We start from the raw sequence: 26,101 nt of genomic DNA on the forward strand, positions 1-26,101 counted from the left end.
GCGCATCCTTTGTTCCGGGTCTATCATTTAAAATGCCCCAAATCAGGCAAATACCTGCTCTGGGGCATTTCAAAAAGACTAACGGGAAGCTTAACCTTTGAATTCTTTGGAATATGGAAACTGACGGGATGCCTTGCGCATGATCGTCGTTACGATGGTGTTGGTGTCGCTGCCAAAGCCTCTGGAGAGGCTCTTGTCATACTTCCAGAGCAGCTCACCCGCTTTACCGTCGTGGATGTTGATTACCAGCTTACCGGTGTTGGTTGGTGCGCTCATGCCTACCACCAAGTTCATGGCAACAGCTGCTCCGTTCGACATGGGCTGAGTGCTGGAAAAGCTGCCCGAAATGATACCATCCACACCTAACAGCTGCGCCAGTTGCTCAGGCGTTTTGGTGGCGAGTTGACTAGCCGTGAGGCCAGCCTGAGCCAGCAACGCGTTGGTGCGGGCGGGGTCTTGCACTTCCACCGTCAGATCATTGGACTCTTTCTGTTTTAGGAAGTAAGAATGCAGCGCTTGTTGCACGTCGAGTCCTTCACGCTCTTCCAGTTTGGCCACTCCTTCTGCGCCGCCATTTTTCTCTACCTCCTTCGGGCGCAGTTGCAGCTTCACTGCGAAAGGCATAATGGCTAACATCTTGTGGCTTTGCGCCAGTGTGCGGAAGTTGTTGTTGGTGTAGATTTCCCGTGTTTGAGCTGCTGAAGCGAAGGCAACCATCACGGTCAGGAGCAGGGCGAATACTAGTTTTTTCATGGAAAGGAAGGAAGGGATAAATGGAAAGAACATCGCCAGCTTACATAGCCTGGCTTAGATGGCGCTAAACTAATATCGTGCCAAACGAATATTCATCTCTTCTCTCCTAATGCTGCTCCTGCCACCCCAAACGGGGCGCTTCTAGACCTCCGGCTTCTCGGCTAGTAGCTTCTGATTGAAATTCAGCAAGAACAGCTTTTCCGATGCCCGCGTGACAGCCGTGTACAGCCAGCGCGCAAATTCCGAGTTCACCATATCTTCCTTCAGGAAACCATGATCCACGAATACCGCTTGCCACTGTCCGCCCTGCGCTTTGTGGCAGGTGAGGGCGTAGGCAAATTTCACTTGCAACGCGTTCAGGAAAGGGTCTTTACGCAGAGCGGCACTTTTGTCACGTTTGGTGGTTAAGTGGTCGTAGTCTTTGCCTACGGCTTCGTACAGCTCTTTGCTTCGGTCGGCGGGCAAGGCGGGGCTTTCGGTATGCAGGGTATCCAGCAGCAGCTTGATTTCCATATCCGGCTCGTCGGGGTAGTCCACGAGCCGCACGCGGGCATCGGCGAACCGAAAGCCAAACTCCTCAGTACGCCGGATGATTTTTACCACCTGCACAAAGTCACCGTTGGCTAGGAAGCCCATTTCCGAATCTTTGGGCAGCCAGAAATAGTTGTTGCGCACCACCATCAGATAGTCGCCCGACTCTATTTCGTCCTCCGCCTCGAACAGCACCCGCCGAATCATCTGGTTATACTGATTGGCGTTCTTATTGGAGCGGCAAATGATGGTGGTATTCTCGTGCCCGAAGTTTTTGTAGGCCCAGCGCAAGCCGTCTTCCAGCTTGTCGCCGCCCATCTGAAACAGGTCAGGGTAGCCACGCGTTACAAACTGGATGTTAGGCTCTTCCTGGCGCAGTTCTTCGCGCAGCACCGTAGCATTCATTAGGATACCCGACGCTTCGGCCTGGCGCATTACCTGGCGCAACTCCACGCCATCCACGGTGGCCCGGAAACGGTGGCGCAGCAGTTCGGGGTCGAGGGCAGGGCTGAGCAGCTGGCCTACTGGCGGCAGCTGGGCGGTGTCGCCGATGAGCAGCAGCCGGTTCGAAGTCTTCTCGAACACGTAGTTCATTAAGTCATCGAGCAAGCCATGTTCTCCGAAGGCCTTTTCGTCGGAAATCATCGAGGCCTCATCCACGATGAAGAGCGTGTCTTGGGCACGGTTGGGCTGACGCTGAAACGAAAGGCTCTGGCTAGGCGAGCCGCTGGTTTGGCGGTAGATTTTCTTGTGGATGGTGCTGGCTGCCACGCCTGCGTAGGCGCTCATTACTTTGGCCGCGCGGCCGGTGGGCGCCATCAGCACGTACTTGCGGCCCAGCTTGTGCAGCCACTGCACTAGGGCACTGACTACGGTGGTTTTACCGGTACCAGCATAGCCGCGTAGCACAAATGCTTTGCGGCCAGGCAGATCATCTTTCAGAAACACATCCAGCTTTTGAAAAAGCGTGGCCTGGTCTTGAGTTGGCTCGTAAGGAAAATGGTCGCGGACGGAGGGGGTACGGAGAGAAAGCATAGCGTATTGTCTGGTAACAAAGCTACACCCGTTTCAGGTCCCCGATGGCACAGGATTTCCGTTCGACCAACACACATAGTTATGTTACATCCCGACTGTGTGCTCTAGTACCTTCCGCTCCTGCACCTTCCACGCGGGCTTAGTAGCAAGCCACGGACCATGGTTCGCACAAAGCAAATCGAATGCACGCACACGCGTTGGAGCGTGTGTGTTTCCATTGAAAGGCGTATCAGTGGTTCCGACGCTCAAGTCACTCCACAAATACCACGCAGCTACACAAACACAATGATCATTCGGCAGCTTGTCATGATGTTATATTTGGCCCTAAACGCTACCAAGATCTTGTAGAGCAGGTTTGCTGTCTTCCCGTTTAGAATTCAACTACAACGCCAACTCAGCTACTTCCTTTGCTGTCGAAAATAATGGCACTCGTCCGTAGGCATTATTCCACTACCGTTCCTTGCTTGGAGTACCAAGCCACAGGGCATAGCCATCCTGCTTCTACCATTGGTTTAGCTTACACAATGCTTTGTACGAGCATCTTGCGTCATTTCAACGGTTAGCCTTGCGGCTCTACTACCGCCATGGTGGCAGTGGCTTTGGCAATCAGCAGGTCGTCGCACCATACTTCGGCCTCGCAGAAATGTAAGCGGCGGCCGGCTTTCAGCACCCAGCCTACGGCGCGTAGCTTCTGGCCGACGCCAGGGTGCAGGTAGCTAGTTTTCAACTCAACGGTCACTACTCCAGTGTCGTCGGGCACGAGCGTGACGGCCGCAAAGCCCGCCGCTAGGTCGGCCATGGTGGCGGTAAGGCCGCCATGCACAAATCCCTTTTGCTGCTGATGCTGCTGCCCCAGCACTAGTTCTGCCTCCACGCGGCCAGGCTCGATACGGGTGAGGTTTGCACCAATCAGGTGCATAAAGTGCTGTCGTGTAAGCTTGCGGCGGATGCGGGCCTCGAGCGAGTCGTCGGCTTGGGGGGAGGTGGTTGGCGTAGAGGGTGGGTTCATCGGGGCCAAAGGTAGTTTCTGGTTTTGGGTTGCGGGTTTTCAATCCGCTGTTTCTGGTTTTTCTATCCCTGGTTTATCAGTAAATTGATTGGCAACTACAAACCACATACCGTATGGAATACCTGTTGAGTGGCGCATTAGGATTGGCGTTGGCGGCGTGCAGCGGCTTTCGGGTGTTTGTACCGTTGTTGGCGGCCAGCATTGCCTATCACACTGGCGTGCTACAGCCGTCGGCGGGGTTTGCGTGGCTAGGAAGCTGGCTAGCCGTAGGAGCGCTGGGCACGGCTACCGTTATGGAGATACTGGGCTACTATTTTCCGGTAGTTGACAATGTACTGGACACGATAACGACGCCGGCTTCGTTTATAGCGGGCACCGTACTGATGACGGCAGCCCTCCCCGACCTCGACCCAATGATCCGCTGGGGATTAGGCATCCTAGTGGGGGGCGGCACGGCCGGCGTTATTCAAACGGGTACCACACTGCTACGAGCAGGTTCCACGTTCGGTACGGCGGGCTTGGCCAACCCAGTGCTAGCCACCGCCGAAAATACGTTGGCCGTGGTGGGCACCGTACTAGCACTGCTTGTGCCGGTGTTGGCTGCTGGTTTGGGGCTGGTATTGGTGCTGTATATTGCCACTCGGTTGCGGCGCTGGCGCCGGCAGCGTATGCACCAGCGTGCGGCTCCGCTGCCCAAAACCTGAGCTTCGTTCTTACAAATTCCATCTATTGCATGTCTGTTCTAAACTCTATTTCTGCCAGCCAACCTCTAGATGCGTACACAGGCCTGGTGCGGGTGCGCGTATGCGGGCTGCTGGTGCAGGAAGGCGCCTTGCTGCTTACCGCTCACCGCGGGCTACTCTCCGACGATGCCCCCTTCTGGTCGCCGCCCGGGGGTGGGTGGCAGTTCGGAGAAACCATCCAGGAGTGTTTGCGGCGAGAGTTTCAGGAAGAAACTGGGCTGGCCGTAACGGTCGGTCGGTTTTTGCACCTGCACGAGTATGGCAGCAATGATTTGCAGGCGCTGGAGCTGTTTTTCGAGGTAACCACCGACGACGCCACCGTATCGCCCCACCTGGGCCATGACCCTGAACACGACGCTGAAAATCAGCTGCTTACCAAGTTAGCTTTTATGGAGCCTCGGCAGCTTATCCGGCTGCCCCCCAATCAAGTTCACCCGGTCCTCCGCCAGATTATCAGCACGGATGATGTCTTTATTCCGCAGATTCGGTTTCAACGATGACCCTCTCCCATTCTGAGCGGGTGAGTAGGGGGTGAGGCACGGTTTTGTACCTTTGGCTTCCTTCCTACCCGTTTTTGCCTGTGCCTGCTGATTCACGCGTTTCCACTGCTATGTCCGTTTCTTCGTCGCACCTGCCGGCTCCTGCTGCCTTGCACTACCTCCGCGACGAAACGCTGGACCCCACCAACCTAGCGGCTTACAACCTCTACCTGACGGTTAGTCCGGCCGGGACGCGCGTAGGCGTGGCAGATGTACGCCGCAACAAATTTGTGGTGCTAGAGGACTATGTGCCGCAAGCCGCCACTTCCTACGGAGGACAGCTACAAGCCTTGGCCGCCCGCCACGACTTAGTGGGGCAGCCGGGTTGGAACCACGTTCGGCTAGCTGTCCAAAACCGCCACTTCACGCTGCTGCCGGCGCCGTTGGTGCGGCCTGGCGACGAGGGTACCTACCTGCGGCTGCATCACACGGTGGATACACAGCACGAAACGGTTTTTTCTTACACGCACAGCAGCCAGGAAATAGCCAGCGTTTTTGCCACAGAAAGCGTGCTGGCTACCTGGTTTAGAAACACGTACCCGGCTGGCACCCTGCTCCACCAAACCAGTGCATTGCTCGAAGGTCTTATTCACCAAAGCGAGCCAGGAGCCACCCGGCGCTTGTACCTCAGCATCGGCCACCACGAACTAACCATCGTCGTTATCCGCGACAAGCGGCCGGAGTTCTGCAACGTCTTCGCCTTCAGTTCGCCGGAAGACCTGATCTACTACACGATTCTGGTGATGCAGGAATTGCAGCTTAACCCCGACCAGGATTCGGTGGTGGTATGGGGCGACCTGATGCACGATTCCGAGCTGTTCACCATCCTGCGCAAGTACATTCGCCATATCAAGTTTGGCAACCGTCCCTTCGACCTAAGCTACAGCTACCGCTTAAACGAGCTTTTCGAATACCGCTTCTTCGAGCTATACAGCCTTCACCTGTGTGAATAGGTTGCTTTTGCTTCACGGATTCACGGATTGTAAAAGCGTATAACTGTCTATGTGCTAAACAATTCTTCAGTTATAATTCCTGCTTAATGAGGATTGCTCTTTTCCCTGGCTCATTCGACCCTTTCACCAACGGCCACCTTGACGTAGTGCGGCGGGGTACGGCTTTGTTTGATGAAATCATCATTGCCATCGGTAACAATAGCAGCAAAACGCGCTATCTACCGGTCGAACAAATGACAGCCATGATTGAGGACGTGTTTCGGGACGAGCCACGGGTATCGGTGCAAGCCTACAAAGGCCTTACCGCCGATTTTGCTCGCGAAGTAGGGGCCCGGTACCTGTTGCGGGGGCTGCGCAATACCACCGATTTCGAGTACGAAAACACCATCGCGCAGGCCAACCGCCACGTTAATCCAGAGTTGGAAACTGTATTCCTGATTACCTCCCCTACTCTGGCGGCTATCAGCAGCACCATCATCCGCGAAATTCACCGCTTTGGGGGCAACGTTGATGGGTTTGTGCCCTTCCAGCTCCCACCATTCCAACACTAAGCAGCCTTACTACCAAAACAGCCGCGGCCATTCAACATCCCATCAGGAATCGTTGAGTGGCCGCGGCTGTTTTGGTAGTAAGGCTGCTTAGTTCTTGCTGGATGTTTGTCCGGCCATTTCGCTCAGGTAATGGCGCATCACCAGCGCGATACTGGCGTATGATGAGTCCAGAACCGCTAGGGCTTCTTGTGGCGTCATCCAACGCACTTCTTCTATGTATTCTTCGGCCTGAGGTTTCATGAGCGTGTCGTCGAGGCAGCGCATCACATACCAGTTGGTTTTCTTGAGAATCTTGTTGCCGTTATAGGCATACGAGTGCCACGTGCTTGGCAGTTTGTCGCCTAGTTCTACCTTGATGTTGCACTCTTCTTCCACCTCACGCAACGCACCAAGGCTAGGATCCTCCTCTTTCTTAAGCTTGCCTTTCGGCAAATCCCACTTCCCTAGCCGATAAATCATCAGCACTTTCCCTTGCTTCACCACTAGGCCACCGGCGGCTTTCACAATGCGAAATTGATCTTTCAGGTGCAGGATCAGGCGGCTCTTTTTGCGGGCTAGCATGGTTAAAGAAGTGAGCTTCTTCAGCTTTTTCACTTCCATCAGCCGTAGTAGCCGGTCTACAAACACGTCTGTGACGTCGCGCACCAGCACGTCGCCTACCAGGTCTTTGGACGTGAATTCGTCTTCCGGATTCAGAATCAGGTCGTACTTGTGCTTGTATACTTTGTCGCTGTTCTTCTTGATGATCAGCGGTATATCGTTGATGAAGACGTTCATCGCGGGGTAATCTGGAGGGCTACAAACTAGGAGAAATGCAGGCCGCGGCCCGCTGCAAAGCACAACATAAATCTTGGCAAACGAAAGCCCAAGGCAGACGGGCAAGATACGGGATGCCGCCGGTTGAGTTGTTAAAGTGCCAAAACAACCAGCCCCGCAACCCCTAAACTTGACACTAGCCGGCCCCCGATTCCACGTTTGGAACGTTAAACCTACTATTTCACTGTCACATCACCTCACATGTTACCTTCGCCGGATGAAGAAAATCGGTCTGCTCTCCGACACCCATAGCTACCTCGACGAGCGAATCTTGCACCACGTAAGCGGCTGCGACGAAATTTGGCATGCCGGCGACTTCGGCACCGCTGCCGTAGCCGAAGAGCTAGCCGCCCTTGCTCCGCTACGTGGCGTGTATGGCAATATTGATGGCCGCGACGTGCGCGACACCCAGCCGCTGGTACAGGCCTTCGACATCGAGGGCTTGCGCGTGCTAATGACGCACATTGGGGGGTACCCCGGCCATTACAGCCCGGCGGCGCGGACGCTGCTACAACAAGAACGGCCCGGCCTCTTTATAAGCGGCCATTCGCATATTCTTAAAGTCATGCCGGATGCCAAGCTCGGTTTGCTGCACTTAAACCCTGGTGCCGCCGGCCGCCACGGCTTTCACAAGGTGCGTACGCTTTTACGCTTTGAGGTAGTTGCAGGCAAAGTGCAACAGTTGCAAGTAATTGAGCTCGGTCCGAAATAAATGGTGGCTTGTTGCAGCGCATTTCGGCTAGGCAGAGGTGTTTCACACCAGACAACCAGAAACACAGCCGGAAACTAAAAAAGCGTCTTTCCTATACAGGAAAGACGCTTTTTGATTCTGACCGTAACCCACCGACACCGGGGTCGGGTGTGCCAGATGGTTCGCAGCTTAGGCCGCAGCTTCCGTTTTAGCTTCGCCGGTCTTAGGGAAACGGGCTTTCAGTTCTTCAATATCCACGTTCTTGAGAACGGGAGTCAACAGCAATTGCTTGATGATAGTCTGCTTGTTGTTAGCGCGGGCAATGTTCTTGCGGTGCTTGCGCTTCAGTCGGGTAGTGCTCATTTTTTCCGGGTCGGTTAAGGTCTTTCTGTAAAGGAGGGGCAAAAGTAAGTTATAAATTTGAAACCGGGAAACCTTTCCCTTATTTCCCTTCTCCACTGATGATGAATTCATTGATTGATTTGCGGTCTGATACCGTCACGCGCCCCACTCCTGCCATGCTGGAGGCCATGTTCAAAGCACCCGTCGGCGACGACGTATACGAAGAAGACCCTACCGTACGCGCCTTGGAGCAAGAAGCAGCTGCCCGCTTCGGGCTGGAAGCCGGCTTGTTTTGCCCTTCGGGCACCATGACCAACCAAATTGCCATCAAAGCCCACACCGAACCGTTGTCGGAAGTGGTGTGCGAGCAGAACTCCCATATTTATTTGTGGGAAGTAGGCGGCATTGCCTTCAACTCGGGGGCTTCCGTGGCGTTGCTGCCTGGTGAGCGAGGCCGCCTGACAGCCGCCCAGGTGGAAGCTGCCATTCGCCCCGTCAACGTGCACTACCCCACCACGAGCCTTATATCCCTGGAAAACACGCACAATCGCGGCGGCGGCAGCTGCTACAACCTCCAAGAATTGGAAGCCATTGCCGAGGTGGCCCAGCGCCACCGCATTCCCCTACACCTTGATGGCGCCCGTATTTTCAACGCGCTTGTGGCCACTGGTCAGCAAGCTGCCGACTACGGCCGCATTTTCGATACCATTTCCGTTTGCTTGTCGAAGGGATTGGGGGCACCAGTTGGTTCGGTGCTGCTCGGTAGCAAGGCCTTTATTCAGAAAACCAAGCGCATCCGCAAAGTGCTGGGTGGTGGCATGCGGCAAGCAGGCTACTTAGCGGCGGCAGGCCTGTATGCCCTCGAGCACAACGTCGCACGCCTAGCCGACGACCATCGTCGGGCCCAGCAAGTAGGAGCCACCCTGGCGTTGCAGGCGTATGTAGCGGAAGTGCTGGCCGTTGAAACCAACTTGGTCATGTTCCGCCTGAAGCCGGAAATGCCGGCCGAGCAGTTTCTGGCGCGGCTCGAAGAACAGGGTATCAAGGCGGCTTCGTTTGGTCCGCAAATGATTCGCTTTGTGACGCACCTAGATATCAACGACGAAATGATTACGCGCTTGGAAAAAGTCCTAAAAAGTCTCTAGTTCGTAGCTATCCACCTTTAAAGTCAGGCCAGTGCGCCTTAGTGTACTGGCTTGACTCTACTAACAACTGGGCTTGCGTACTACAGATGCGCTTTCAGACAGCTGCCATTAGCAACTTTCTGTTTCAGCATTTGCCCTACCGCTCTCTTTCGTACATCTGTTTATGAACCTCTTTATAATTGGTGATGTCCATGGCTGCTTCCATACTTTCGAGAAGTTGCTTCAATACTGGCAGCCCGATAAAGAACTCCTGGTCCAAGCTGGCGACTTGATAGACCGGGGAAATTTTGCGCCGGAGTGCATTAATTTGGCCATCGAGTTGGAGGAGCGCTTTCCTGGCCGCACAGTGTTTCTGAAAGGCAACCATGAGGCTTCCATGCTCCAACATTTCGGCCCGCGGGGGCCTTTTCCGCCGTGGCTGGAATGGGGTGGCCGTTTCACCGTACAGCAATACGCTGGCCGGCCCACACTGCTTACCGCTCACTTAGCCTGGCTGGCCCGGCGGCCGTTGCTATGGGAAAATGCCTACCTACTAATCAGCCACGCCGGCATAGCTGATACCCCTGACCCACTCAGTGAAACGCATCCTGATGGTATCCTGTGGCGCCGGGGCCCCTTGCTGAACGTGGGCAAACGCCAAGTAATTGGGCACACCCCAACGCCCTACGGCGAGCCCACCTACGATGCCGAAGCCAATGTATTCAATATTGACACGGGCGCTTACCTAGGACAGTGTCTTACGGGCATTCGGGTTTCCCATGCCGGTGAGTTGCTCGACGAATTCCTCATTCCAACCGTATCCATCGACATAAATTGAGCCTCTAGCTTCACGCCTTCTATCCTATCTGCTCATGCCTGCTGCTCCGCGCAAACCTGCTTTTCCTCCTACCCTACCAACGAATTCAACGGAGGCGGCCCTGGCACACCTGCGTCAGGCCGACCCGGTGCTGGCTGGCATTATCGACCGGGGCCAGCCGATACTCCCTTCCGCGCACGAAGACCTGTATGTAGCCTTGCTCCGGGCCATTGTCAGCCAACAGATTTCCACCAAAGCCGCCGCTGCCATTTGGCGCAAAGTGCAAACGCTGTTTCCGCCAGATGGCTACCCCGAACCGGCCGCACTGCTGGCGTTGACGGAAGAGGACCTACGCACTGCCGGACTGTCGCGCCAAAAAGCCGGCTACTTGCGGGCCATTGCCGACTTCGCTCAGCGCGACCAACTCGACCACGCCCACCTCAGCCAGCTTTCCGAAGATGATTTCACCCGCCACCTGACCCAAATAAAAGGCGTCGGCCGCTGGACGGCCCAAATGCTCCAAATGTTTGCTTTAGACCAGCCCGACGTGTTTGCGGAAGGCGACCTAGGCATTCAAAACGCCATGCGCAAGCACTACCACCTACCCGAAACGGGCAAGGCCCTCCTCACCCGCATGACCGAATTAGCCGAGCCGTGGCGGCCGTACCGCTCGCTGGCATGCAAATACTTGTGGCAGTCCTTGGACAATCAGCCCGCGGCATAAACGCCTACTCGTCTACTTCACCGGTCCGCTTTTGGTCGAGATACGTCACGACCATCGCCACCACAGCCGCCAGATAGGGCACGCAGAAGCCAAACAGCAACCACCGCCACAATGACCGGTCGTTCATGTGGGCAATGTAGGCCGTGATGAGCGCGGAGGGTATGCAGAGGAAAAACAGCGCGCAAAGAATATTGACGAGCATAGCATGAACAGAGGTACGTAGTGAGGCCCTTGTGTGACCCTTGGAAGGTAGATGAACAAGCAACGGGCTGTTTTGTACCCGCAGAACAACTGTACTTTTCTTTAATTGCTAATGGCAGCAAGCTATTGATAGCGCGGTGGCACTAGCTGCAATTGCACTTCCAGTTGCCAATCGAGGGGCTTTATCTTGGGATAAAACCAGGCAGCTCCACTGGCAAGCCACTTAGCCCGATACTGCCGGGCACTATCGGGGGTGTAGTCTTCGTAGCCAAATTCCACTCCACAGCACTCACAGATGCTATGATCTGGCGACTGGCCGTCTGGTCCCCACGGTGACGCATCATAATCTAGCCCGCACACCCGGCAGTACCACACACGCATTTGATTTCAAGGTAAAACTCACAGTGCCTAAGGGTACACTTCCTTGCAACAAGACGAAGACCTGAGTCTTTAAGTTTTGTCGCTCTTAACAGTTCACTTCAGAAGCGGGTTTTGCTAAACTATAAGCAGCTGCCAGTGCATAGGTACCGGTTTAATTTTCAAGACAAAACCAACCTTCGAGAGTAGCAGCGCATCCTTATCGTCGAGAAAAGCTGCTCAGTTGAATCTGCAACTTTAAGACAACGAGCAGAGCAGAATATGTCACCGAATTCAGCTAGTTTTCAGCACTCTACGAGCTTATTTTTCTAGATTAGTCTTGGCGCCACGCCACCTTCTCTACTTACACCTACCTTCTCCGCCATTACCTGCATTTATGACGTATTCGCTACTATTTCGTTTAACTCGGATTGGGGTATTGCTGGTGCTTTTGGTAGGGATGATGAGTATTTCATTCTCAACGCAAGCCTCGCATATTCGGGCCGGCGACATTCAATCGAAAGTTGATACCACCGCCAATTACAACCCGCGGCGGATATTTTTTCGGTTGACGCTGTACTGCTCGCAGCCCGGCGGGATGATACCCGATCAACTAACTGCTGCTATTTTCTTCGGCGACGGGTCTTGCAACCGAAATGTTCCTCGAACTACGGACGTCTTGATAAGACCTGGCATCCGGCGCTACACCTACGACTTTGAGCACACCTACAATGCGGCCAGTACAAGCCCTTACGTAGTCAGTTTTATCGGTGAAAACCGTAACGGAACAATTTTAAATATCCGAAACCCCGATTCTCAGTCTTTCTATATTGCTACTACGGTTACCATTGACCCCTCACTGCTGCAAAACCGTTCCCCGGTGCTTCGGCGGCCAGCGCTCGACGACGCTACTATCGCGCAAGTGTTTCGGCACAATCCAGCAGCGTACGATGCAGATGGTGACTCCATAGCGTATCAGTTAATAAGGAGCCAGCAAGCTGGCGAGCTAACGACAGTGCCTGGCTGTGCCCCTATGCCGACCACCGCCTTGGGGTATGTCCGACCAAACAACCTTACGCCAGCCAGCGACAACGGAAGACAAGTAGCTTATCCTGGTCCGCCGGTGGGCATACCAGGAGACACTTCTACGTTCCAAATGAATCCCATCACTGGGGACATCACCTGGAATTCGCCGGGCAAGGCAGGGGAATACAACTTCGCTTTCAAAGTCAAGGAATTTCGGCGCATTCCGGGCGGGTTTTATCGGCTGATTAGTGAGGTAATCCGGGACATGCAAGTAACGGTGCGTCCAACTACCAACCGGCTGCCGAACCTTGTTATTCCACCCGACCTGTGCGTGGTAGCGGGTACGCCCGTGGTAGGCAACGTAACGGCCACTGACCCAAATGGCAACCCGATTCGGCTGTATGCGAACAGTGGCGTCTTGCCACCGGCCACCTTCACGCAAGCCTCGCCTGGCCCACCGACCGCCACCGGCACCTTCCGCTGGACTCCTAGTTGCGCCGACATTCGGGCCAGCCCCACCCAGGTGATTTTCAATGCGGAAAACCAACCTCCCGGCCTCAATCCGGTGCCGCTAACCGACATCAAAACCTGGAATATCACCGTCATTGGGCCCGCTCCGCAGAACCTGCAAGTAAGGCCTGGGCCACCCAATAGCAGATCAGCCATACTAAGCTGGCGCAGCTACATCTGCCGCCGACCTGGGGCACGAGTTCTGATTTATCGCAGAGAAAATCAGTCGGGAGCCGTTTTTGGGCCTTGTCAGACGGGCATACCAGCCTCAGCAGGGTACACGCAGATTGCGGTGCTCACCTACACTGACACCAACGATTTGGTGGAATACGTTGACAACGGAGGCCCCCAGGGCTTGGAGCAGGGCAAAACGTATTGCTACCGCATCTACGTGGATTTCCCGTTGCCGGGCCGTGGAGCAAGCTTAGCGTCCGAAGAAGCCTGCATCGACTTTGCTGGCCGGCCACTGGTAATTCGCAACGTGACCGTGGATCAGACGGCAGCTAGCAATGGCCAGATTACGGTGCGGTGGAGCAAGCCGAAGCGCATCCCAGAGCTAACGGAGCCTCGTCAGTTTCGGGTGTCGCGGGCGGCCACCAACAGCGGCCCTTTCACCCCAATTGGCTCTTTGATTGCGCTCAACAGTGTTCCGAACGACACGACTTATATAGATCGGGACCCGTCTCTGGACACTCAGAACCGTTCTTACAGCTACCGAGTAGAGCTTCTTAGCCAGAACCTAGTAGCGGAAACCGCCACTCCGGCTTCGAGCGTTCGGCTGGACGGCACTGCGTTTCAGGCAGTGAACGTTGGCGAGCAAAATGCCGTGATACTGCGGTGGACGTACACCGTGCCTTGGGACAATACCCGTAGCCCAACCATCATCTATCGCAAAGACCCAAACGCTACAGCCTTTGTACGCATCGGCACGACGACCGGAACGGCAACCGGCGGCACCTACCGCGACGAAGGCACGGCCACGCAGCGCCTGTTGAAAGGACAAACGTATTGCTACTACGTGGAAACCAATGGCACCTACAATTCCCCCCGGCTTCCCGACCAATTACTCAACCTGAGCCAGCAACTGTGTGTCACGGTACGAAATCTGCCGTGCGCGCCAGTGCTTACCCTCAGGCGTTCCAACTGTGATAGTCTGGCTAGCCGGCTGTTTGAGTTGCCCGTAACGCCTGTCAGTGGCCCCGTGTACACCAACAGCTTAAGTTGGACGCTAAGCAATACCCCCACGGACTGTAGCCGCGGCATTGTCTCGTATGACATCTATTATTCGCCGAACAGCGAAGACTCCTTGCGCTTGCTAACGTCGGTACCAGGTACGCAGCTGTCGTATCAGCACCAGAATCTACCATCAGAGGTGGGCTGCTACGCGGTGCAGGCCGTGGATTCGAGCGGGATTCGCAGTGTGCGCAGCAACCGCGAGTGCAAAGAAGATTGCCAGCTGTTTTTGCTGCCTAACATCTTCACGCCCAATGGTGACGGTAAAAATGACACCTTCCGGCCTAAGGTATTCACGCCTATTCGCCGTACGCATTTCATGGCCTTCAACCGCTGGGGCGTTAAGATCTACGATAGTAGCTCTGATCCGCTCATCAACTGGACCGGCGGCGGCAGCCGGACCGAAAGTGGGGTAGCGCCTTCGGTGGTAGAAGGTGTATACTACTACCAGGCCGAGGTCGAGTTCAACAACGTCAGTCAAACCAAACGTACCTACAAAGGCTGGCTACAGGTCACTCGCTAGCTTCTATCGGTTTCGCTTCCAACACTAAAAAGCCCGCTACAAGTAGCGGGCTTTTTGTTAACTGCGTGATACGGTCTGGTTGCTTCAGCTCATTGCTTTCTTCTACCGCACTTTGCCGCGTTTGACGAGGTAGGCATACAGCACTTTGTCGAACGGCTCCCGAATATCAACGGGCACGAAGTCGATTTTGTACTGTCCGCACCGCAGAATCAACTCGTGCTCGTATTTCTGCATGGCGGCGCGGTACTGTTCGCGCACCTGGGAGGGTTGTAGCTTCACTGTTTCGCCGGTTTCCAAATCCTCGAACACGTAGGGACGGTCCTGGAAGTCGAAATCGGATTCGGTGGCGCGGTCCATGATGTGAAAGAGCAACACCTCGTGGTTTTGGTGACGCAGGTGCTGAAGGGCAGCCAGCGTGGCGGTTTGCTCTTCGGGGGCCCGGCCCAACATGTCGGAAAAAAGCACCACCAACGAGCGTTTCGGGATTTGCTGCGCAATAGCATGAATCACGCCCGACACATCGGTAGTGGCACTGCGAGGCGGGGCGGGCCGCTCCAGCAATTGCTGCAACGTGAGTAGCAGCGTGTGGCGGTGGGTGCTGGTGCTGCGCACTGGCGTTTGTAGCTCTACCTTGTCAGCGAAGGTGACAAGCCCTACTGCGTCGCGCTGCTTTTGCAGCAACGTAGTAATAGCTGCTGCACATAGCACCGCAAAGCGCAGCTTATCATGGCTAGGGGCGGGATAATACATGCTCGGACTTACATCGAGCAGTAGGTGGCAGCGCAAGTTGGTTTCCTCTTCGTAGCGCTTTACAAATAGCTTGTCGGTACGGGCGAATACTTTCCAGTCGAGGTGGCGCGTGCTTTCGCCAGGGTTGTAGAGCCGGTGCTCGGAAAACTCCACCGAAAAGCCATGGTAAGGCGACTGATGAAGCCCGGTGATGAAGCCTTCCACTAACTGGCGAGCCAGGAATTCTAGGTTTTCAAACGAGCGGACGGCGACTAGGTCAAGCAACTGGGGCATAAGCGGAAGATTCAAAAACCAAGTGAACAGGAATTTTCCAGTTCAACGGAATATTTCAAGCTGTACGTTTACTATTATTAACCCTTATAGTGCAGTTTCTAGTTCAAAAAGACCTGTTTGAAGCACCCCAGGCGGGGTTGTTAAACAAAGGTACCGGAACCCGATTTAAAAAAGCTGCCCTTTAAATTTTTATATCTGCAAGGAAGGCCGTATTTTTCGACACACTTCAATCATCTTAGAATAGTTAAACCTTACAGAAGGCACTGTGGAAGACCGTCACGACCAAGAAGAAATTTATTCGCAACGTATTAAGGCTGGCAAACGCACGTATTTCTTCGACGTGAAAGCCACCCGTGGACAGGATTATTATCTGACCATTACGGAAAGCAAACGCAAGCTGCGCGACGATGATACCTTCTCATACGAGAAGCACAAAATCTTTCTCTATAAAGAGGACTTTTTGAAATTCGTTGATGCGCTGCAGGACGCAGTGGAATATGTCCGCGAGGAGTTGCTTACTCCCGAGGAGGTAGCCGAGCTAGACCGCCCGCGGCCAGCCTACGACCATCACCATGACGGCGAAAATGGCTTTAACCCCAACCGCGCCGAAGAAACTTATTAATCTTTACGAAGCCTAGCGATACAGTAATTACTCTTATACCGGCTTCACCTCGCGCGGCGCGCACCAATCAAGCATTGGTGCGCGCCGTTGTGCTATAGGCCTTGGTGTCGCCTTATTGGTTTGGAGCGCCTACATATACTAGCACGAAGTATACACAACAAAGCCGTGCAAAACGCCCTACCTTTGCACCCGAATTGCGCGACTTGAACGCCAACTCCCTATTTCACCTTTTCACCACTTCACCATATGGGTCTCCGCTGCGGTATCGTCGGCCTGCCGAACGTCGGCAAATCCACGCTTTTCAACGCTCTTTCCAACGCCAAAGCCGAATCGGCTAACTACCCCTTCTGCACCATCGAGCCGAACGTGGGCGTGATTACCGTGCCCGACGAGCGGCTCCAGATTTTGGAGCAGTTGGTGAACCCTAAGCGGGTACTACCCACCATCATCGAGTTCGTAGATATTGCGGGCCTTGTGAAAGGTGCTTCCAAAGGCGAAGGCCTCGGCAACAAGTTTCTGGCTAACATTCGCGAGGTAGATGCCATCATCCACGTAGTGCGGTGCTTCGACGACCCCAACATTGTACACGTAGCGGGTGGCGTTGATCCGGTGTTTGACAAAGACGTAATTGATACCGAGCTGCAAATCAAAGATTTGGAGAGCGTAGACAAGAAGCTGGCGAAGTCGGAGCGCAGCGCCAAAGGCGGCGACGCCCAAGCGAAGAAGGAAGTGGCCGCGTTGCAGAAGTTCAAGGCGGCGCTGGAAGGCGGCCAGAATGCCCGGGCTGTGCAAGCCACGCCCGAAGAGTTGGAAGCAGTAGCCGATTTGCAGTTGCTCACCATCAAGCCAGTTATTTACGTGGCCAACGTGGACGAAGCTAGCATCACGAACGGCAACGCTCACACTGCTGCCTTACAGGCCCACGTAGCGCAGGAAGGTGCTGAAGTAGTACTCGTTTCAGCCGCCATCGAGTCGCAGATTGCGGAGATGGAAGACCCCGAGGAAAAAGAGATGTTCTTGGGCGAATACGGCCTCACCGAGTCGGGTTTGAACCGCCTGATTCGCGCATCTTACTCTCTGCTCAACCTGATTACCTACTTCACGGCGGGCGTGCAGGAGGTACGCGCCTGGACCATCCACAAAGGGGACAAGGCTCCGGCTGCTGCCGGCGTCATCCACTCCGACTTCGAGAAAGGCTTCATCCGGGCCGAGGTTATCAAGCTGGCTGATTACCAGGAATATAAGACCGAAGTTAAAATTAAGGAAGCCGGTAAAATGGCTGTAGAAGGCAAAGAGTACGTGGTGCAAGACGGCGACATCATGCACTTCCGCTTCAACGTCTAATCACGGATTTAGCCGGATTTTTTGGATTCTACAGCTTCTCCTCAATGGACGTAAAAGACAGCAACGGCAACTTGCTCACGGAAGGCGACTCGGTAACGCTCATCAAAGACCTGAAGGTGAAAGGCTCTTCGCTTACACTCAAGCGCGGCACGGTGGTTAAGAACATTCGCCTCACCAACTCGTCCGCCGAAATAGAAGGCCGCGCCGGTGGCAGTACCATGGTATTGAAGACCGAGTTTTTGAAGAAGGGGTAGAGCCGCTGTTTCTTCGGTAACCAAATATTAACTTAAACGCCTTAGCCGAATGATTCGGTTGGGGCGTTTTTGTTGGGTGCCCGCCCAAGTATTTATGATGGAGCAAGCATTGCGGCAGCACATCAGTCACCCACTAAATCAGGTACTAGGCCTCCGTTTAGAAAAAGTAGTTTATCATGATGTATTCCCAGTAGAATGTCTGACTACCAATAACAACGGCACTGATATTCTCTCGCACCAACTGGAACTCATCTTTGCGGACGGCGCTACGATATACCTCAGTTGGATAAACGTGGCAGGCTGGATGACCTACAGCCTAGGAATAGCACGCGAATCCTTCTGCACCGATACAGAACGGTATACACCGTCATCTGTATATTGGCAACACTGTATTGGTCAGCCCTTAACCAGCTTTGAGGTATACGGCCACCAAGAAGAGACCTGGACGGAGCAAGGACCCGAGGGCAAAAAGGAGGATACGTTTTATAACGAGCCACACTTGGTGATTCTTCACTTTGCGAGCCATCAGGTGGGCGTGGCCAACTGGTATGCAGAAGATAATTTCGTTCCTCAACTGCCTATCGGCGACGACGTGTGGATTCTGTTTAATCCGCAAGAAATAGCCGAACATATAAAAGCGCTAGGCTTCGATAAACTTGAAGCCTAGCGCTTTTATTCGGAGCAAGAAGCTTCTACTTCCCTACTACTTTAAACAGCATTCCTGCCGTCATCTTATCGGTGGTCTTCATACCGTTGAGGATGGCTAGCTCTTCGTAGCGTTTGGCTGGAATACCGTTGGCAGCTAGTGCTTGTGCCAATGTTTGACCGGCTTTAGCGGTTTTGATGCGCACCTTCTCGGGCTGGCGGTTGAGCTTGTTGGCATCGGTGAGGCGACGGAAACCTTGGGCTACATTCTGGAACGCACCACCGTAGGTGTTCAGGGTGCCAGGGCCACAGAGCCCTACAAGGGCGTAGAGCGTCTGGCCATCCTGAATGACGTAGGAAAGCGAGCTAGCCGTAATACCTTGCTGGCCCGACTGGTTTTGCCCCACCTGGTCGCCTTGGATGGCAATAGCGGGGAAGTTGTTGATGGTGGTGCGGGTGGCTTGAGGGTTTTGCAGCTTCAACTGCTGCACCAAGGCTTGAGCGGTTTCGTCGAGCGACTTATTGCCGGCGGGCAGCAGAATAATAACGGCTTTCCCGTTGGGCTCGGCCATCTGAAACTGGCTGGGTGAATTCTGTGACTTCCACCCCTGCGGCACCGGAAACTGAAACTTCAGATCGGGATGATAAAACACGCTGTTCTCTACGTAGCCTTCCCGCGGATTGTCGCCGTAAGGCAGGCCCTCGATCATGCGTAGGTACTGGTCGCGGTTGACGGCCAGCTGGCGGCCGGCTTGCTGCTCGGCTTGTTGGGCCAGCTTTTTCACGTTGGTGTAGCGGTCGGCAGAGTTGGGGTGCGACGAAAGGAAAGTGGGCACCGTAGCGGCCCCGCTGCTTTGCTCGGTGCGCTGGAGCGTTAAGAAGAAGTCGGCCATGGACGCAGGGTCGTAACCGATCTTGCTGGAGTACTTCACGCCCAACTTATCGGATTCGTTTTCGTCGTCGCGACCGTATTTAAGCAAGCCTAGGCCCACTACTTGTGAGGCAGGCTCCGCAATAGACGCCACCCGCCGCGAAAGGATGGACCCCAACAACAGTGCTCCGTTGGCAATAGTGGAACGCGTTTGCTGCTTCTGGCCGTGGCGGGCTGTAATATGACCGATTTCGTGGCCGAGCACACCGCTGAACTGCGCCTCATTGTTGAAATGCGCCATAATGCCCCGCGTGAAGTACACGTGGCCATCAGGGGTAGCAAAAGCGTTGATGATGGGTGAATCGACGATGGTGAAGCCCTTCACATCAGCTGGCCGATCGGAAATCCGGCCCATCTGCATGCCTTTGTTGTCGATGTAGCTTTGGAGGCCGGTATTGTTGAGCAAGCCGAATTGGGCAATAACCTGTGGGTCGGGCTGAGCGCCCTGCACCGGCGGCGGGGCAGGCAGCACCACCGATTCGGTGGCGGCTAAGCGGGAGCCGGCTAGCGGCAGCAACAGGGTTAGCGTAAGTCCGGTGCGCAGGGAGTGGGAAAGAAGAGTAGACATAAGAGCAGGGAGAAAGTGGAGCACAGCAACAAAACAAGTCTGCAACGAACTCCATAGGGCGAAAGGTTACGCGGCCAGATCAATGGCCCCTACTATATACCCATTGTCGTGCCAGATTATCGCCCGCCAACAGCACCTCCCCTCAACAGAGCCCCCGGCGACGCCTGCTATTGCCGGTTGTTTACATCCAACGACTGATAGCCAATCAGCAAGTCGGCGCGGGTTCCGGGCGGACGGTAATAGACCAGTAGGTCGTATTGGTTTTCGGTTTCCTGGTGGCTACCCTCCCACACGGCGCTGTTGGGGCCCTGGGGTGTTTGGGTGGCGTAGATATAGTTGTAGTAGCCTTGCTTGAGCAGGGCCTGCCCTGTGTAAAGCTGCGTCTCGACATTGTAGGCCAGCTTGAATTCGTCTTTGAACTGCCAGTCGTTGAAAGCACCCAATACGTAGACCGGGCCCGCCGCGGGCTGTTCGGCTTTCAACTGAAACGTGACGTTAAGGTAGTCGGCATTGGTGGCGCCGTTGCCGTACTCGCGGCTTTCAATTACCCGCTGTCCGTTGATGTCGTCGAACTGGGTATAGGCCTGATTGGCCCGTGAGGCGTCTAGCTGCAACAGGGCCGTACGGGGCGAGGCCGTGGCGTCTAGCTGAGCCACCCCAATGCCGATGGAACGGAACGTACGCAGGTCGAAGAAGCGGAACTCGCTTAGCGCCGGGAAGGCATTCTCGAAGTTGAAATACTGGTAGTCGAGCTGACGCTCCGCGTCGCGCACAAAGGTGGGACGCAAGCCGTACTTGGCGTTGTCCCAGCGGAAGTTTTGGCGCAGCACCACTTTCACTTCCTGCGCTGGGTTAACCAGTTGCGTGTTGTAGCGAATGCCGAAGTCGATTTGCTGCAAGGTGTAGCGCTCCGTACCTGCCACCGGAATACCCTGTTTCATGGCTATCTGCACGCCATTCTCATACACCAATAGCCGCCGGGTCAGGAGCGGCGTGTTGCCGTTGCCTTGCACCACCAGCAGGTAATTACCGGAAAGCTTTACGCGCGGCACTTGCAGCCGGTAGTGGAAGTAGGGCACCTTGGTGTTGACGGAGGTGCGGTAGTTGGTAAACAGAAACTCGTTTATCTCGGTCAGAAACTGCATATCCGTCAGGATAGACGGTTTCCAATCCACATCGCAGTGCACGAGTTTGGCGGTAAGGCGCTGGCTTTGCTCGCCTACAATATCAAACTCCAGCAGGATAGGCTGCTCCTGCGTGATGGGTACGATAGGCGGGGTGAAAATTTCGTTGGTTGATCCAGAGGCCACGTAGCACTGCACCGAGCGCACATCCGAGTCATAGATATAGTCCTGGTAGCGCAGCGTTTTGTCGGCGTAATACTCAGGGGGACGTTGTCCGGTGCTGGTGGGACGCCGAGCGGCATTAGGGTCGGTAATGGGTGTACCGAGCGGCACGCAGGCTGTAGCCAGCAATAGAAAGGAAGCGAGGTAGGAGTAGCGGGGCATAGAGGCGAATGTAGCGCGAACTTTCAGTTTGTAGGCGGTGAATTGCAACGAAGGGACACTGGAAAACAAGTGCACGCCACTGCGTAACAATTGCTTCATCATGTATTCATCTAGTGGTAATATAGACGTAAACCAGACGCAATAGTGTGTTTCTAACTTGCGGCCTCAATCAACGGTTCAAAAGCCACCTATGAAACACACTCCTACCCTTTTTGTAGCTGCCTTGCTAAGCGGCGGAAACGCCTTAGCACAAGTTGCCTGTCCCACGCTTCCCAACGATCATATCAGCCGGTTCACGTCGGTGATGCCGTCCAATCAGCCGCAGGATTTGCGCATTCCCTCGACCCATACTTTCCAGATGCTGGCGCAGGGCAACATGCCTTACACCAACGCGGCAAACGGCAACATGCTGGAGTCTTTCGACTTCACGGGGTATGCCCCCATTGCGGGCAGCAGCACCAACGGTTACCTCTCCATCAACCACGAAGGCTCTGGCACCACCTCGGGCGTAAGCATACTTAACTTGAACTTCAACGCGGCTTCTAAGGTGTGGAACGTGTCGGCCAAGCACCCAGTGGATTTCGCCCCCGTAGCTGGCACCATCAACAACTGCTCGGGCACCGTTACGCCGTGGAGCACTATAGTAACCTCCGAGGAAAATACTGGCCCGACCACTCCCACCGACACCAACAATGACGGGTACATGGACTCGGGTTGGAACATAGAAATCGACCCGGTTACGCGCACTGTGAAAGATCAGGACGGCGACGGTAAGCCCGATAAGCTGTGGAAGATGGGGCGCATCAAGCACGAGAATATTGTGGTAGCTGCCGACCGCCGCACGGCCTACGAAGGCGCCGATGATGGTTCTGTCAACAGCTTTGTGTATAAGTATATAGCTACTACCCCCGGTCAGCTTGGCGACGGCACGCTTTACGCCTTGAAACTGGACGGTGCCATCGGCACAAGCACCACCGGCACGTGGATCCAAATTCCTAACTCGACGCCCGCTGAATGCAACACCACGACGGCCACTGCCAGGGCGCTGGGCGCCACTAGCTTCAACGGCACAGAAGACATTGAAATCAGCCCCGTGACCGGCCAGATTTACTTTACGGCGAAAGGGACTGGCCGTACCTACCGTTTCACCGACGGCGCTACTGTTAGTAATTTCGAAATTTTCGTGGGCAACCCAGTTGGCGTTACCAACCAAACGTACAACATCAACTACGGTACTGGCACCATAGCAGAACCTTGGGGCACTGGCAACGATAACCTTACCTTCGACTCGCAAGGCAACCTGTACGTGTTGCAGGATGGCGACCGTAACCACGTGTGGGTGGTAAGACCTTGCCACACCCAAGCCAACCCAGCCGTGGAGATTTTCGCGGTGACGCCTGATGGCTGCGAGCCAACCGGCATGACGTTCTCGCCCGACGAGAAGTTTCTCTTCATCTCGATGCAGAGCCCTGGCGCGAACACCTTGGCTACCATAGATGCCGCCGGCCAATCGGTGGTCTTCAACAAATCTACGGCGCTTGTTATTGCTCGCAAAGGCGTACTGGGTGCGGCACTAAGCACCTCGAAAGGCAAAGCCGAACTGGCGCAGGCCGACGTGTATCCGAACCCAGTAAGCGGAGCCGAGCTGAAGCTGCTGCTCACCCACAGCCAGAAAGAAACGGCCACGCTAACGGTGTACAACACGCTGGGTGCCCGCGTACTGGAGCAGCCGGCAACCTTGACCCAGGGCGTAAACACGCTGAAAGTGCCGGTTAGCAAGCTGCAAAGCGGCCACTACAACTTGGTTATCAAAACGGCCACCACCACCACAACCCGTCCATTCATCAAGCAGTGAGGTCCCGTCTGATTTCCTTACTAACCATTCTATTTGTTGCCCTGCACGGTGTGCAGGGCAACACTTGTTTGGCGCAATGTGCTCTGAAAACCTCTTTTTCGCTAACCCAAGCACTAACCCAGTCGGGCTGCGTCATCGAGCTTAACCTGCGGGGCCAGAACCTGGAGCTGCTGCCGCCGAGTATGGGGCAGCTCCGGCGGTTGCGGATGTTGTTTGCCCACGAAAATCATCTGCGCTACCTCCCCGAGAATCTTACGCAGCTGGATAGTTTGCGGGTGCTGTTTCTCAACAAGAACAGCTTGCTGGATTTGCCCCCGACGCTGGGCAAGCTGCACCGGCTGCGCCAATTGCAAATAGAGCAAAACGTGCTGAGAGAACTGCCGCCCAGTGTTGGGGAGCTTGATAGCCTGCACTACCTAATGAGCGCCTACAACAACTTCACCTCACTGCCCGAGCAGTTTGGACAGTTGGCCGAGCTGGAGTATTGCGATGTTTCGCACAATCAATTGCTGTTTCTGCCCGCTTCTTTCAGCAGGCTGCGCAACCTGCGCTACGTGTACCTGAACGACAACAAGCTGCAAAGTCTGCCCACTCAGCTCGGGAGTTTAAGTAAGCTGGAAGAACTGAACCTGTCCAACAACCAGCTAGAGCAGCTTCCCGCCAGCATCGGCGACTGCCAGAGCCTGAAGGTGCTTATTCTGTCTGGCAACCAACTGAAGACGCTACCCAAGAGCTTAGGCAACCTAAGCAAGCTGGAAATACTGATTCTCAACGACAACCAGCTCACAACCCTGCCTCGCTCCTTAAGCAAGCTGAAACAGTTGAAAACCATCATTGTGAAGCAAAATGCCTTCACGCCCGCCGCCCGCCGCCAAGCCGAAACGGCACTACCGGGCGCTAAACTTTATTTTTGATGTTTTTTCGCTCAACTAAACACGCCACGTTCGTCCGGCCATTGCTACTTGGGCTGTCGGTGCTGCTGTTCTCGTTTGCAGTGCTGCGCCAGCCGCCAGCCGAGCAAGTAAAAACCTATTATGAAACTCATCTGCGCCAGATGCATACCATCCTGGCGCACTTTCAGGCACGTACTTACCAAGCTGATACCACTGAATTGCGCGCCGAATTTGCAGCTTGCCGGATGGCGTACAAGCATCTGGAATTTGCCGTTGAGTACTATTATCCGCACGCGGCGTCGCGCATCAATGGCGCTGCCCTGCCTGAAACCGAACCGGGTGAACCCGGCGAGGTCATTCCGCCTACCGGCTTTCAGGTGCTGGAAGAGTACGTGTACGCCGCCCCCGACAACCGCGCCAACCGGGACTTAATTCATCAGGAAATCGACAACCTGCTCTACCAAGTGCGCCAGCTTGAGTTGCAGTTGCCGTACCTGGCTTTTTCGGAAATAGAACTATTTGACGCCCTGCGGCTGAACCTGTACCGCCTAGCTGCTAAAGGGGTATCCGGCTTTGATTCGCCGGCCGCTCATGCGTCACTGTCCGAAGCCGCCGTTACGTTGAAATCCAGCCGGGAAGTGCTGGCGATGTTCGACGTACCAAAAACCCTTACCACGCAATTAGCCCGTTGTGAAGCCGCCGTAGCTAACCCCAAGCAGGACTTCAACAGCTTCGACCGGGCCCGATTTTTCGTGCGCTACTTCAACCCGGCGCTAGCGGCGCTGCGGCAGGCCCAAGTACAACAGCATATTCCGTTTGTAGCCGCCAAGCGCGCCGTGCGGGCCGATGCCGGCGGTTACTTTGTGGCGGATGCCTTCGACCCAACATTCTTTGCGCCCACTGATGCTGCCGCGCCTACGGCGGCCGTGTTGAAACTGGGAGAAGCCCTGTTTAAAGAACCACTGTTATCGGGCCGAGGTGGACGTTCGTGCGCCAGCTGCCACGTACCCGGCCAGGCCTACACCGATGGCCTAAAAGTGAACAGTTCGTTGCTGGCTGATGCCGGGCTGGAGCGCAACACCCCTACCCTACTCAACGCCGCCCTCCAACCCGATCAGTTCTATGACAGCCGGGTGCACTATTTAGAAGACCAGGTGCACGCTGTCGTGTCCAACAAGGCCGAAATGGGAGGGCAGCTAAGCGAAGCGCCCGCGCTACTTCGCAAGAAGGGCGCCTACGCCAAGCTGTTTACCCAAGCCTTTGCCGCAGAGAAACAGCCTGTTTCTGAGCGCAACATCCGGCGTGCGGTAGCTGCTTACGTCCGCTCCCTCGTGCGCCTCGACAGCCGCTTCGACCGGTACCTGCGCGGCGACACCGCCGTACTCAGCGGCCAAGAGGTGCTCGGCTTCAACTTGTTCATGGGCAAGGCACAATGCGGCACCTGCCACTACATGCCTCTCTTCAACGGCACCGTGCCGCCCCTCTACGACAAAACAGAAAGCGAAGTACTAGGCGTGCCCACCGCCGCCGACACCTTGCACCCCAAACTGGACACCGACCAAGGCAAGTTTCTACTCTACGGCGTTGCCCACCAAAAGCATGCTTTCAAAACGCCCACCGTCCGCAACGCGGCTCTTACGCCACCCTACATGCATAACGGTGTGTATCAGACGCTGGAAGAAGTAATGGACTTCTACAACAAAGGCGGCGGAGCAGGCATGGGCCTGTCCGTACCAACCCAAACCTTGGCCGAAGACCGGTTGAACCTGACCAAGACCGAACAGCAGTCCATCATTGCCTTTATCAAGTCATTGAACGATACGCGGGAAGTGGCTTACTGAGGTGCCCGCTGGCAGCACCTACACCCCTCCTTGTCACTGACATCAACTACGTTTGTTTTAGAAGAGTACAGCCGGGCTCCCCTACACTACCTACAGTTTACACCAGGTAGTGTAGGGGAGCCCGGCTGTGCTGATATTG

The 26,101-nt window shown here is 55.1% G+C and carries 26 protein-coding genes; 16 read left to right on the top strand and 10 right to left on the bottom strand.

The features are described 5' to 3' along the window. Window positions 1–90: 90 nt before the first annotated feature. The 3 genes from MTX78_RS15620 to MTX78_RS15630 form a co-directional block, all read right to left on the bottom strand. Complete coding sequence (locus MTX78_RS15620; protein WP_243796131.1) at window positions 91–753, bottom strand: DUF4136 domain-containing protein; 663 nt, start codon at window positions 751–753, stop codon at window positions 91–93. A 141-nt stretch (window positions 754–894) separates the two neighbouring features. Beyond that, the gene (locus MTX78_RS15625; RefSeq protein ID WP_243796132.1) at window positions 895–2,319 is read right to left on the bottom strand and encodes an ATP-dependent DNA helicase; all 1,425 of its coding nucleotides are present in this window, start codon (window positions 2,317–2,319) and stop codon (window positions 895–897) included. Window positions 2,320–2,878: 559 nt separating this feature from the next. Next, window positions 2,879–3,328: a PaaI family thioesterase gene (locus MTX78_RS15630; protein WP_243796133.1), complete on the bottom strand. Its 450-nt coding sequence runs from the start codon at window positions 3,326–3,328 to the stop codon at window positions 2,879–2,881. Window positions 3,329–3,441: 113 nt separating this feature from the next. Between MTX78_RS15630 and MTX78_RS15635 the strand changes: the two genes are divergently transcribed. From MTX78_RS15635 to coaD, 4 genes are all read left to right on the top strand, one after another. Then, window positions 3,442–4,032, top strand: coding sequence for a DUF4126 domain-containing protein (locus MTX78_RS15635; protein ID WP_243796134.1), 591 nt, complete (start codon window positions 3,442–3,444; stop codon window positions 4,030–4,032). A 29-nt stretch (window positions 4,033–4,061) separates the two neighbouring features. After that, window positions 4,062–4,571 carry an NUDIX domain-containing protein gene (locus MTX78_RS15640; RefSeq protein WP_243796135.1) on the top strand — a complete coding sequence of 170 codons (510 nt, stop codon included), beginning with the start codon at window positions 4,062–4,064 and terminating at the stop codon, window positions 4,569–4,571. A 110-nt stretch (window positions 4,572–4,681) separates the two neighbouring features. Then, window positions 4,682–5,563: a DUF3822 family protein gene (locus MTX78_RS15645; protein WP_243796136.1), complete on the top strand. Its 882-nt coding sequence runs from the start codon at window positions 4,682–4,684 to the stop codon at window positions 5,561–5,563. An 86-nt stretch (window positions 5,564–5,649) separates the two neighbouring features. Beyond that, a complete protein-coding gene (gene coaD, locus MTX78_RS15650; protein ID WP_243796137.1) occupies window positions 5,650–6,114 on the top strand; it encodes a pantetheine-phosphate adenylyltransferase in 465 nt (154 codons plus the stop codon). 87 nt (window positions 6,115–6,201) lie between these two features. On the opposite strand, the gene MTX78_RS15655 is transcribed toward coaD, so the two are convergent. Further along, complete coding sequence (locus MTX78_RS15655; RefSeq protein WP_243796138.1) at window positions 6,202–6,891, bottom strand: NUDIX hydrolase; 690 nt, start codon at window positions 6,889–6,891, stop codon at window positions 6,202–6,204. Between the two features lie 256 nt (window positions 6,892–7,147). Here MTX78_RS15655 and MTX78_RS15660 point away from each other — a divergent pair, with 256 nt between their 5' ends. Continuing rightward, complete coding sequence (locus MTX78_RS15660) at window positions 7,148–7,642, top strand: metallophosphoesterase family protein (protein ID WP_243796139.1); 495 nt, start codon at window positions 7,148–7,150, stop codon at window positions 7,640–7,642. A gap of 168 nt (window positions 7,643–7,810) precedes the next feature. On the opposite strand, the gene MTX78_RS15665 is transcribed toward MTX78_RS15660, so the two are convergent. Continuing rightward, entirely contained in the window at window positions 7,811–7,984 is a 174-nt protein-coding gene (locus tag MTX78_RS15665) for a hypothetical protein (RefSeq protein WP_243796140.1), read from the bottom strand. A 98-nt stretch (window positions 7,985–8,082) separates the two neighbouring features. On the opposite strand from MTX78_RS15665, the gene MTX78_RS15670 reads away from it, so the two are divergent. The 3 genes from MTX78_RS15670 to MTX78_RS15680 all read left to right on the top strand — a co-directional run bounded on the left by MTX78_RS15670 (window position 8,083) and on the right by MTX78_RS15680 (window position 10,628). Next, a complete protein-coding gene (locus MTX78_RS15670) occupies window positions 8,083–9,108 on the top strand; it encodes a threonine aldolase family protein (RefSeq protein ID WP_243796141.1) in 1,026 nt (341 codons plus the stop codon). A 163-nt stretch (window positions 9,109–9,271) separates the two neighbouring features. Next, a complete protein-coding gene (locus MTX78_RS15675) occupies window positions 9,272–9,925 on the top strand; it encodes a metallophosphoesterase (protein ID WP_243796142.1) in 654 nt (217 codons plus the stop codon). Window positions 9,926–9,959: 34 nt separating this feature from the next. Next, a complete protein-coding gene (locus MTX78_RS15680) occupies window positions 9,960–10,628 on the top strand; it encodes a DNA-3-methyladenine glycosylase family protein (protein WP_243796143.1) in 669 nt (222 codons plus the stop codon). Between the two features lie 4 nt (window positions 10,629–10,632). On the opposite strand, the gene MTX78_RS15685 is transcribed toward MTX78_RS15680, so the two are convergent. Further along, window positions 10,633–10,830, bottom strand: a complete 198-nt coding sequence (locus MTX78_RS15685; protein ID WP_243796144.1) for a hypothetical protein — start codon at window positions 10,828–10,830, stop codon at window positions 10,633–10,635. Between the two features lie 122 nt (window positions 10,831–10,952). Further along, entirely contained in the window at window positions 10,953–11,210 is a 258-nt protein-coding gene (locus MTX78_RS15690) for a hypothetical protein (RefSeq protein ID WP_243796145.1), read from the bottom strand. A 373-nt stretch (window positions 11,211–11,583) separates the two neighbouring features. On the opposite strand from MTX78_RS15690, the gene MTX78_RS15695 reads away from it, so the two are divergent. Then, window positions 11,584–14,478, top strand: coding sequence for a T9SS type B sorting domain-containing protein (locus MTX78_RS15695; protein ID WP_243796146.1), 2,895 nt, complete (start codon window positions 11,584–11,586; stop codon window positions 14,476–14,478). Between the two features lie 102 nt (window positions 14,479–14,580). Here the strand turns inward: MTX78_RS15695 and MTX78_RS15700 are convergent, their stop codons facing one another. Then, a complete protein-coding gene (locus MTX78_RS15700) occupies window positions 14,581–15,501 on the bottom strand; it encodes a DUF58 domain-containing protein (protein WP_243796147.1) in 921 nt (306 codons plus the stop codon). Window positions 15,502–15,766: 265 nt separating this feature from the next. Between MTX78_RS15700 and MTX78_RS15705 the strand changes: the two genes are divergently transcribed. The 4 genes from MTX78_RS15705 to MTX78_RS15720 all read left to right on the top strand — a co-directional run bounded on the left by MTX78_RS15705 (window position 15,767) and on the right by MTX78_RS15720 (window position 18,388). Continuing rightward, window positions 15,767–16,123, top strand: a complete 357-nt coding sequence (locus MTX78_RS15705; RefSeq protein WP_243796148.1) for a DUF3276 family protein — start codon at window positions 15,767–15,769, stop codon at window positions 16,121–16,123. 246 nt (window positions 16,124–16,369) lie between these two features. Then, window positions 16,370–17,467, top strand: a complete 1,098-nt coding sequence (gene ychF / locus MTX78_RS15710) for a redox-regulated ATPase YchF (protein ID WP_243796149.1) — start codon at window positions 16,370–16,372, stop codon at window positions 17,465–17,467. A gap of 44 nt (window positions 17,468–17,511) precedes the next feature. Then, window positions 17,512–17,721: a zinc ribbon domain-containing protein YjdM gene (locus MTX78_RS15715; RefSeq protein WP_243796150.1), complete on the top strand. Its 210-nt coding sequence runs from the start codon at window positions 17,512–17,514 to the stop codon at window positions 17,719–17,721. A 94-nt stretch (window positions 17,722–17,815) separates the two neighbouring features. Continuing rightward, window positions 17,816–18,388: a hypothetical protein gene (locus tag MTX78_RS15720; RefSeq protein ID WP_243796151.1), complete on the top strand. Its 573-nt coding sequence runs from the start codon at window positions 17,816–17,818 to the stop codon at window positions 18,386–18,388. Between the two features lie 25 nt (window positions 18,389–18,413). Here MTX78_RS15720 and MTX78_RS15725 read toward each other — a convergent pair whose 3' ends face one another. Together MTX78_RS15725 and MTX78_RS15730 are read right to left on the bottom strand one after the other, a co-directional pair. After that, a complete protein-coding gene (locus tag MTX78_RS15725) occupies window positions 18,414–19,865 on the bottom strand; it encodes a M48 family metalloprotease (protein ID WP_243796152.1) in 1,452 nt (483 codons plus the stop codon). Window positions 19,866–20,032: 167 nt separating this feature from the next. Further along, window positions 20,033–21,475, bottom strand: a complete 1,443-nt coding sequence (locus tag MTX78_RS15730) for a type IX secretion system plug protein (RefSeq protein ID WP_243796153.1) — start codon at window positions 21,473–21,475, stop codon at window positions 20,033–20,035. 88 nt (window positions 21,476–21,563) lie between these two features. Here MTX78_RS15730 and MTX78_RS15735 point away from each other — a divergent pair, with 88 nt between their 5' ends. From MTX78_RS15735 to MTX78_RS15745, 3 genes are read left to right on the top strand one after another with little or no spacing between them, the layout of a single operon-like run. Then, complete coding sequence (locus MTX78_RS15735; RefSeq protein ID WP_243796154.1) at window positions 21,564–23,228, top strand: alkaline phosphatase PhoX; 1,665 nt, start codon at window positions 21,564–21,566, stop codon at window positions 23,226–23,228. Then, complete coding sequence (locus MTX78_RS15740; protein WP_243796155.1) at window positions 23,225–24,142, top strand: leucine-rich repeat domain-containing protein; 918 nt, start codon at window positions 23,225–23,227, stop codon at window positions 24,140–24,142. Before MTX78_RS15735 ends, MTX78_RS15740 begins: the two co-directional genes overlap by 4 nt. Next, the gene (locus tag MTX78_RS15745) at window positions 24,142–25,962 is read left to right on the top strand and encodes a cytochrome-c peroxidase (RefSeq protein WP_243796156.1); all 1,821 of its coding nucleotides are present in this window, start codon (window positions 24,142–24,144) and stop codon (window positions 25,960–25,962) included. The genes MTX78_RS15740 and MTX78_RS15745 overlap by 1 nt, the downstream gene beginning before the upstream one ends. The last annotated feature ends 139 nt before the right edge of the window (window positions 25,963–26,101 follow it).

Origin of the sequence: Hymenobacter tibetensis (assembly GCF_022827545.1) — a bacterium.
In the GTDB taxonomy this organism is placed as follows: domain Bacteria; phylum Bacteroidota; class Bacteroidia; order Cytophagales; family Hymenobacteraceae; genus Hymenobacter; species Hymenobacter tibetensis.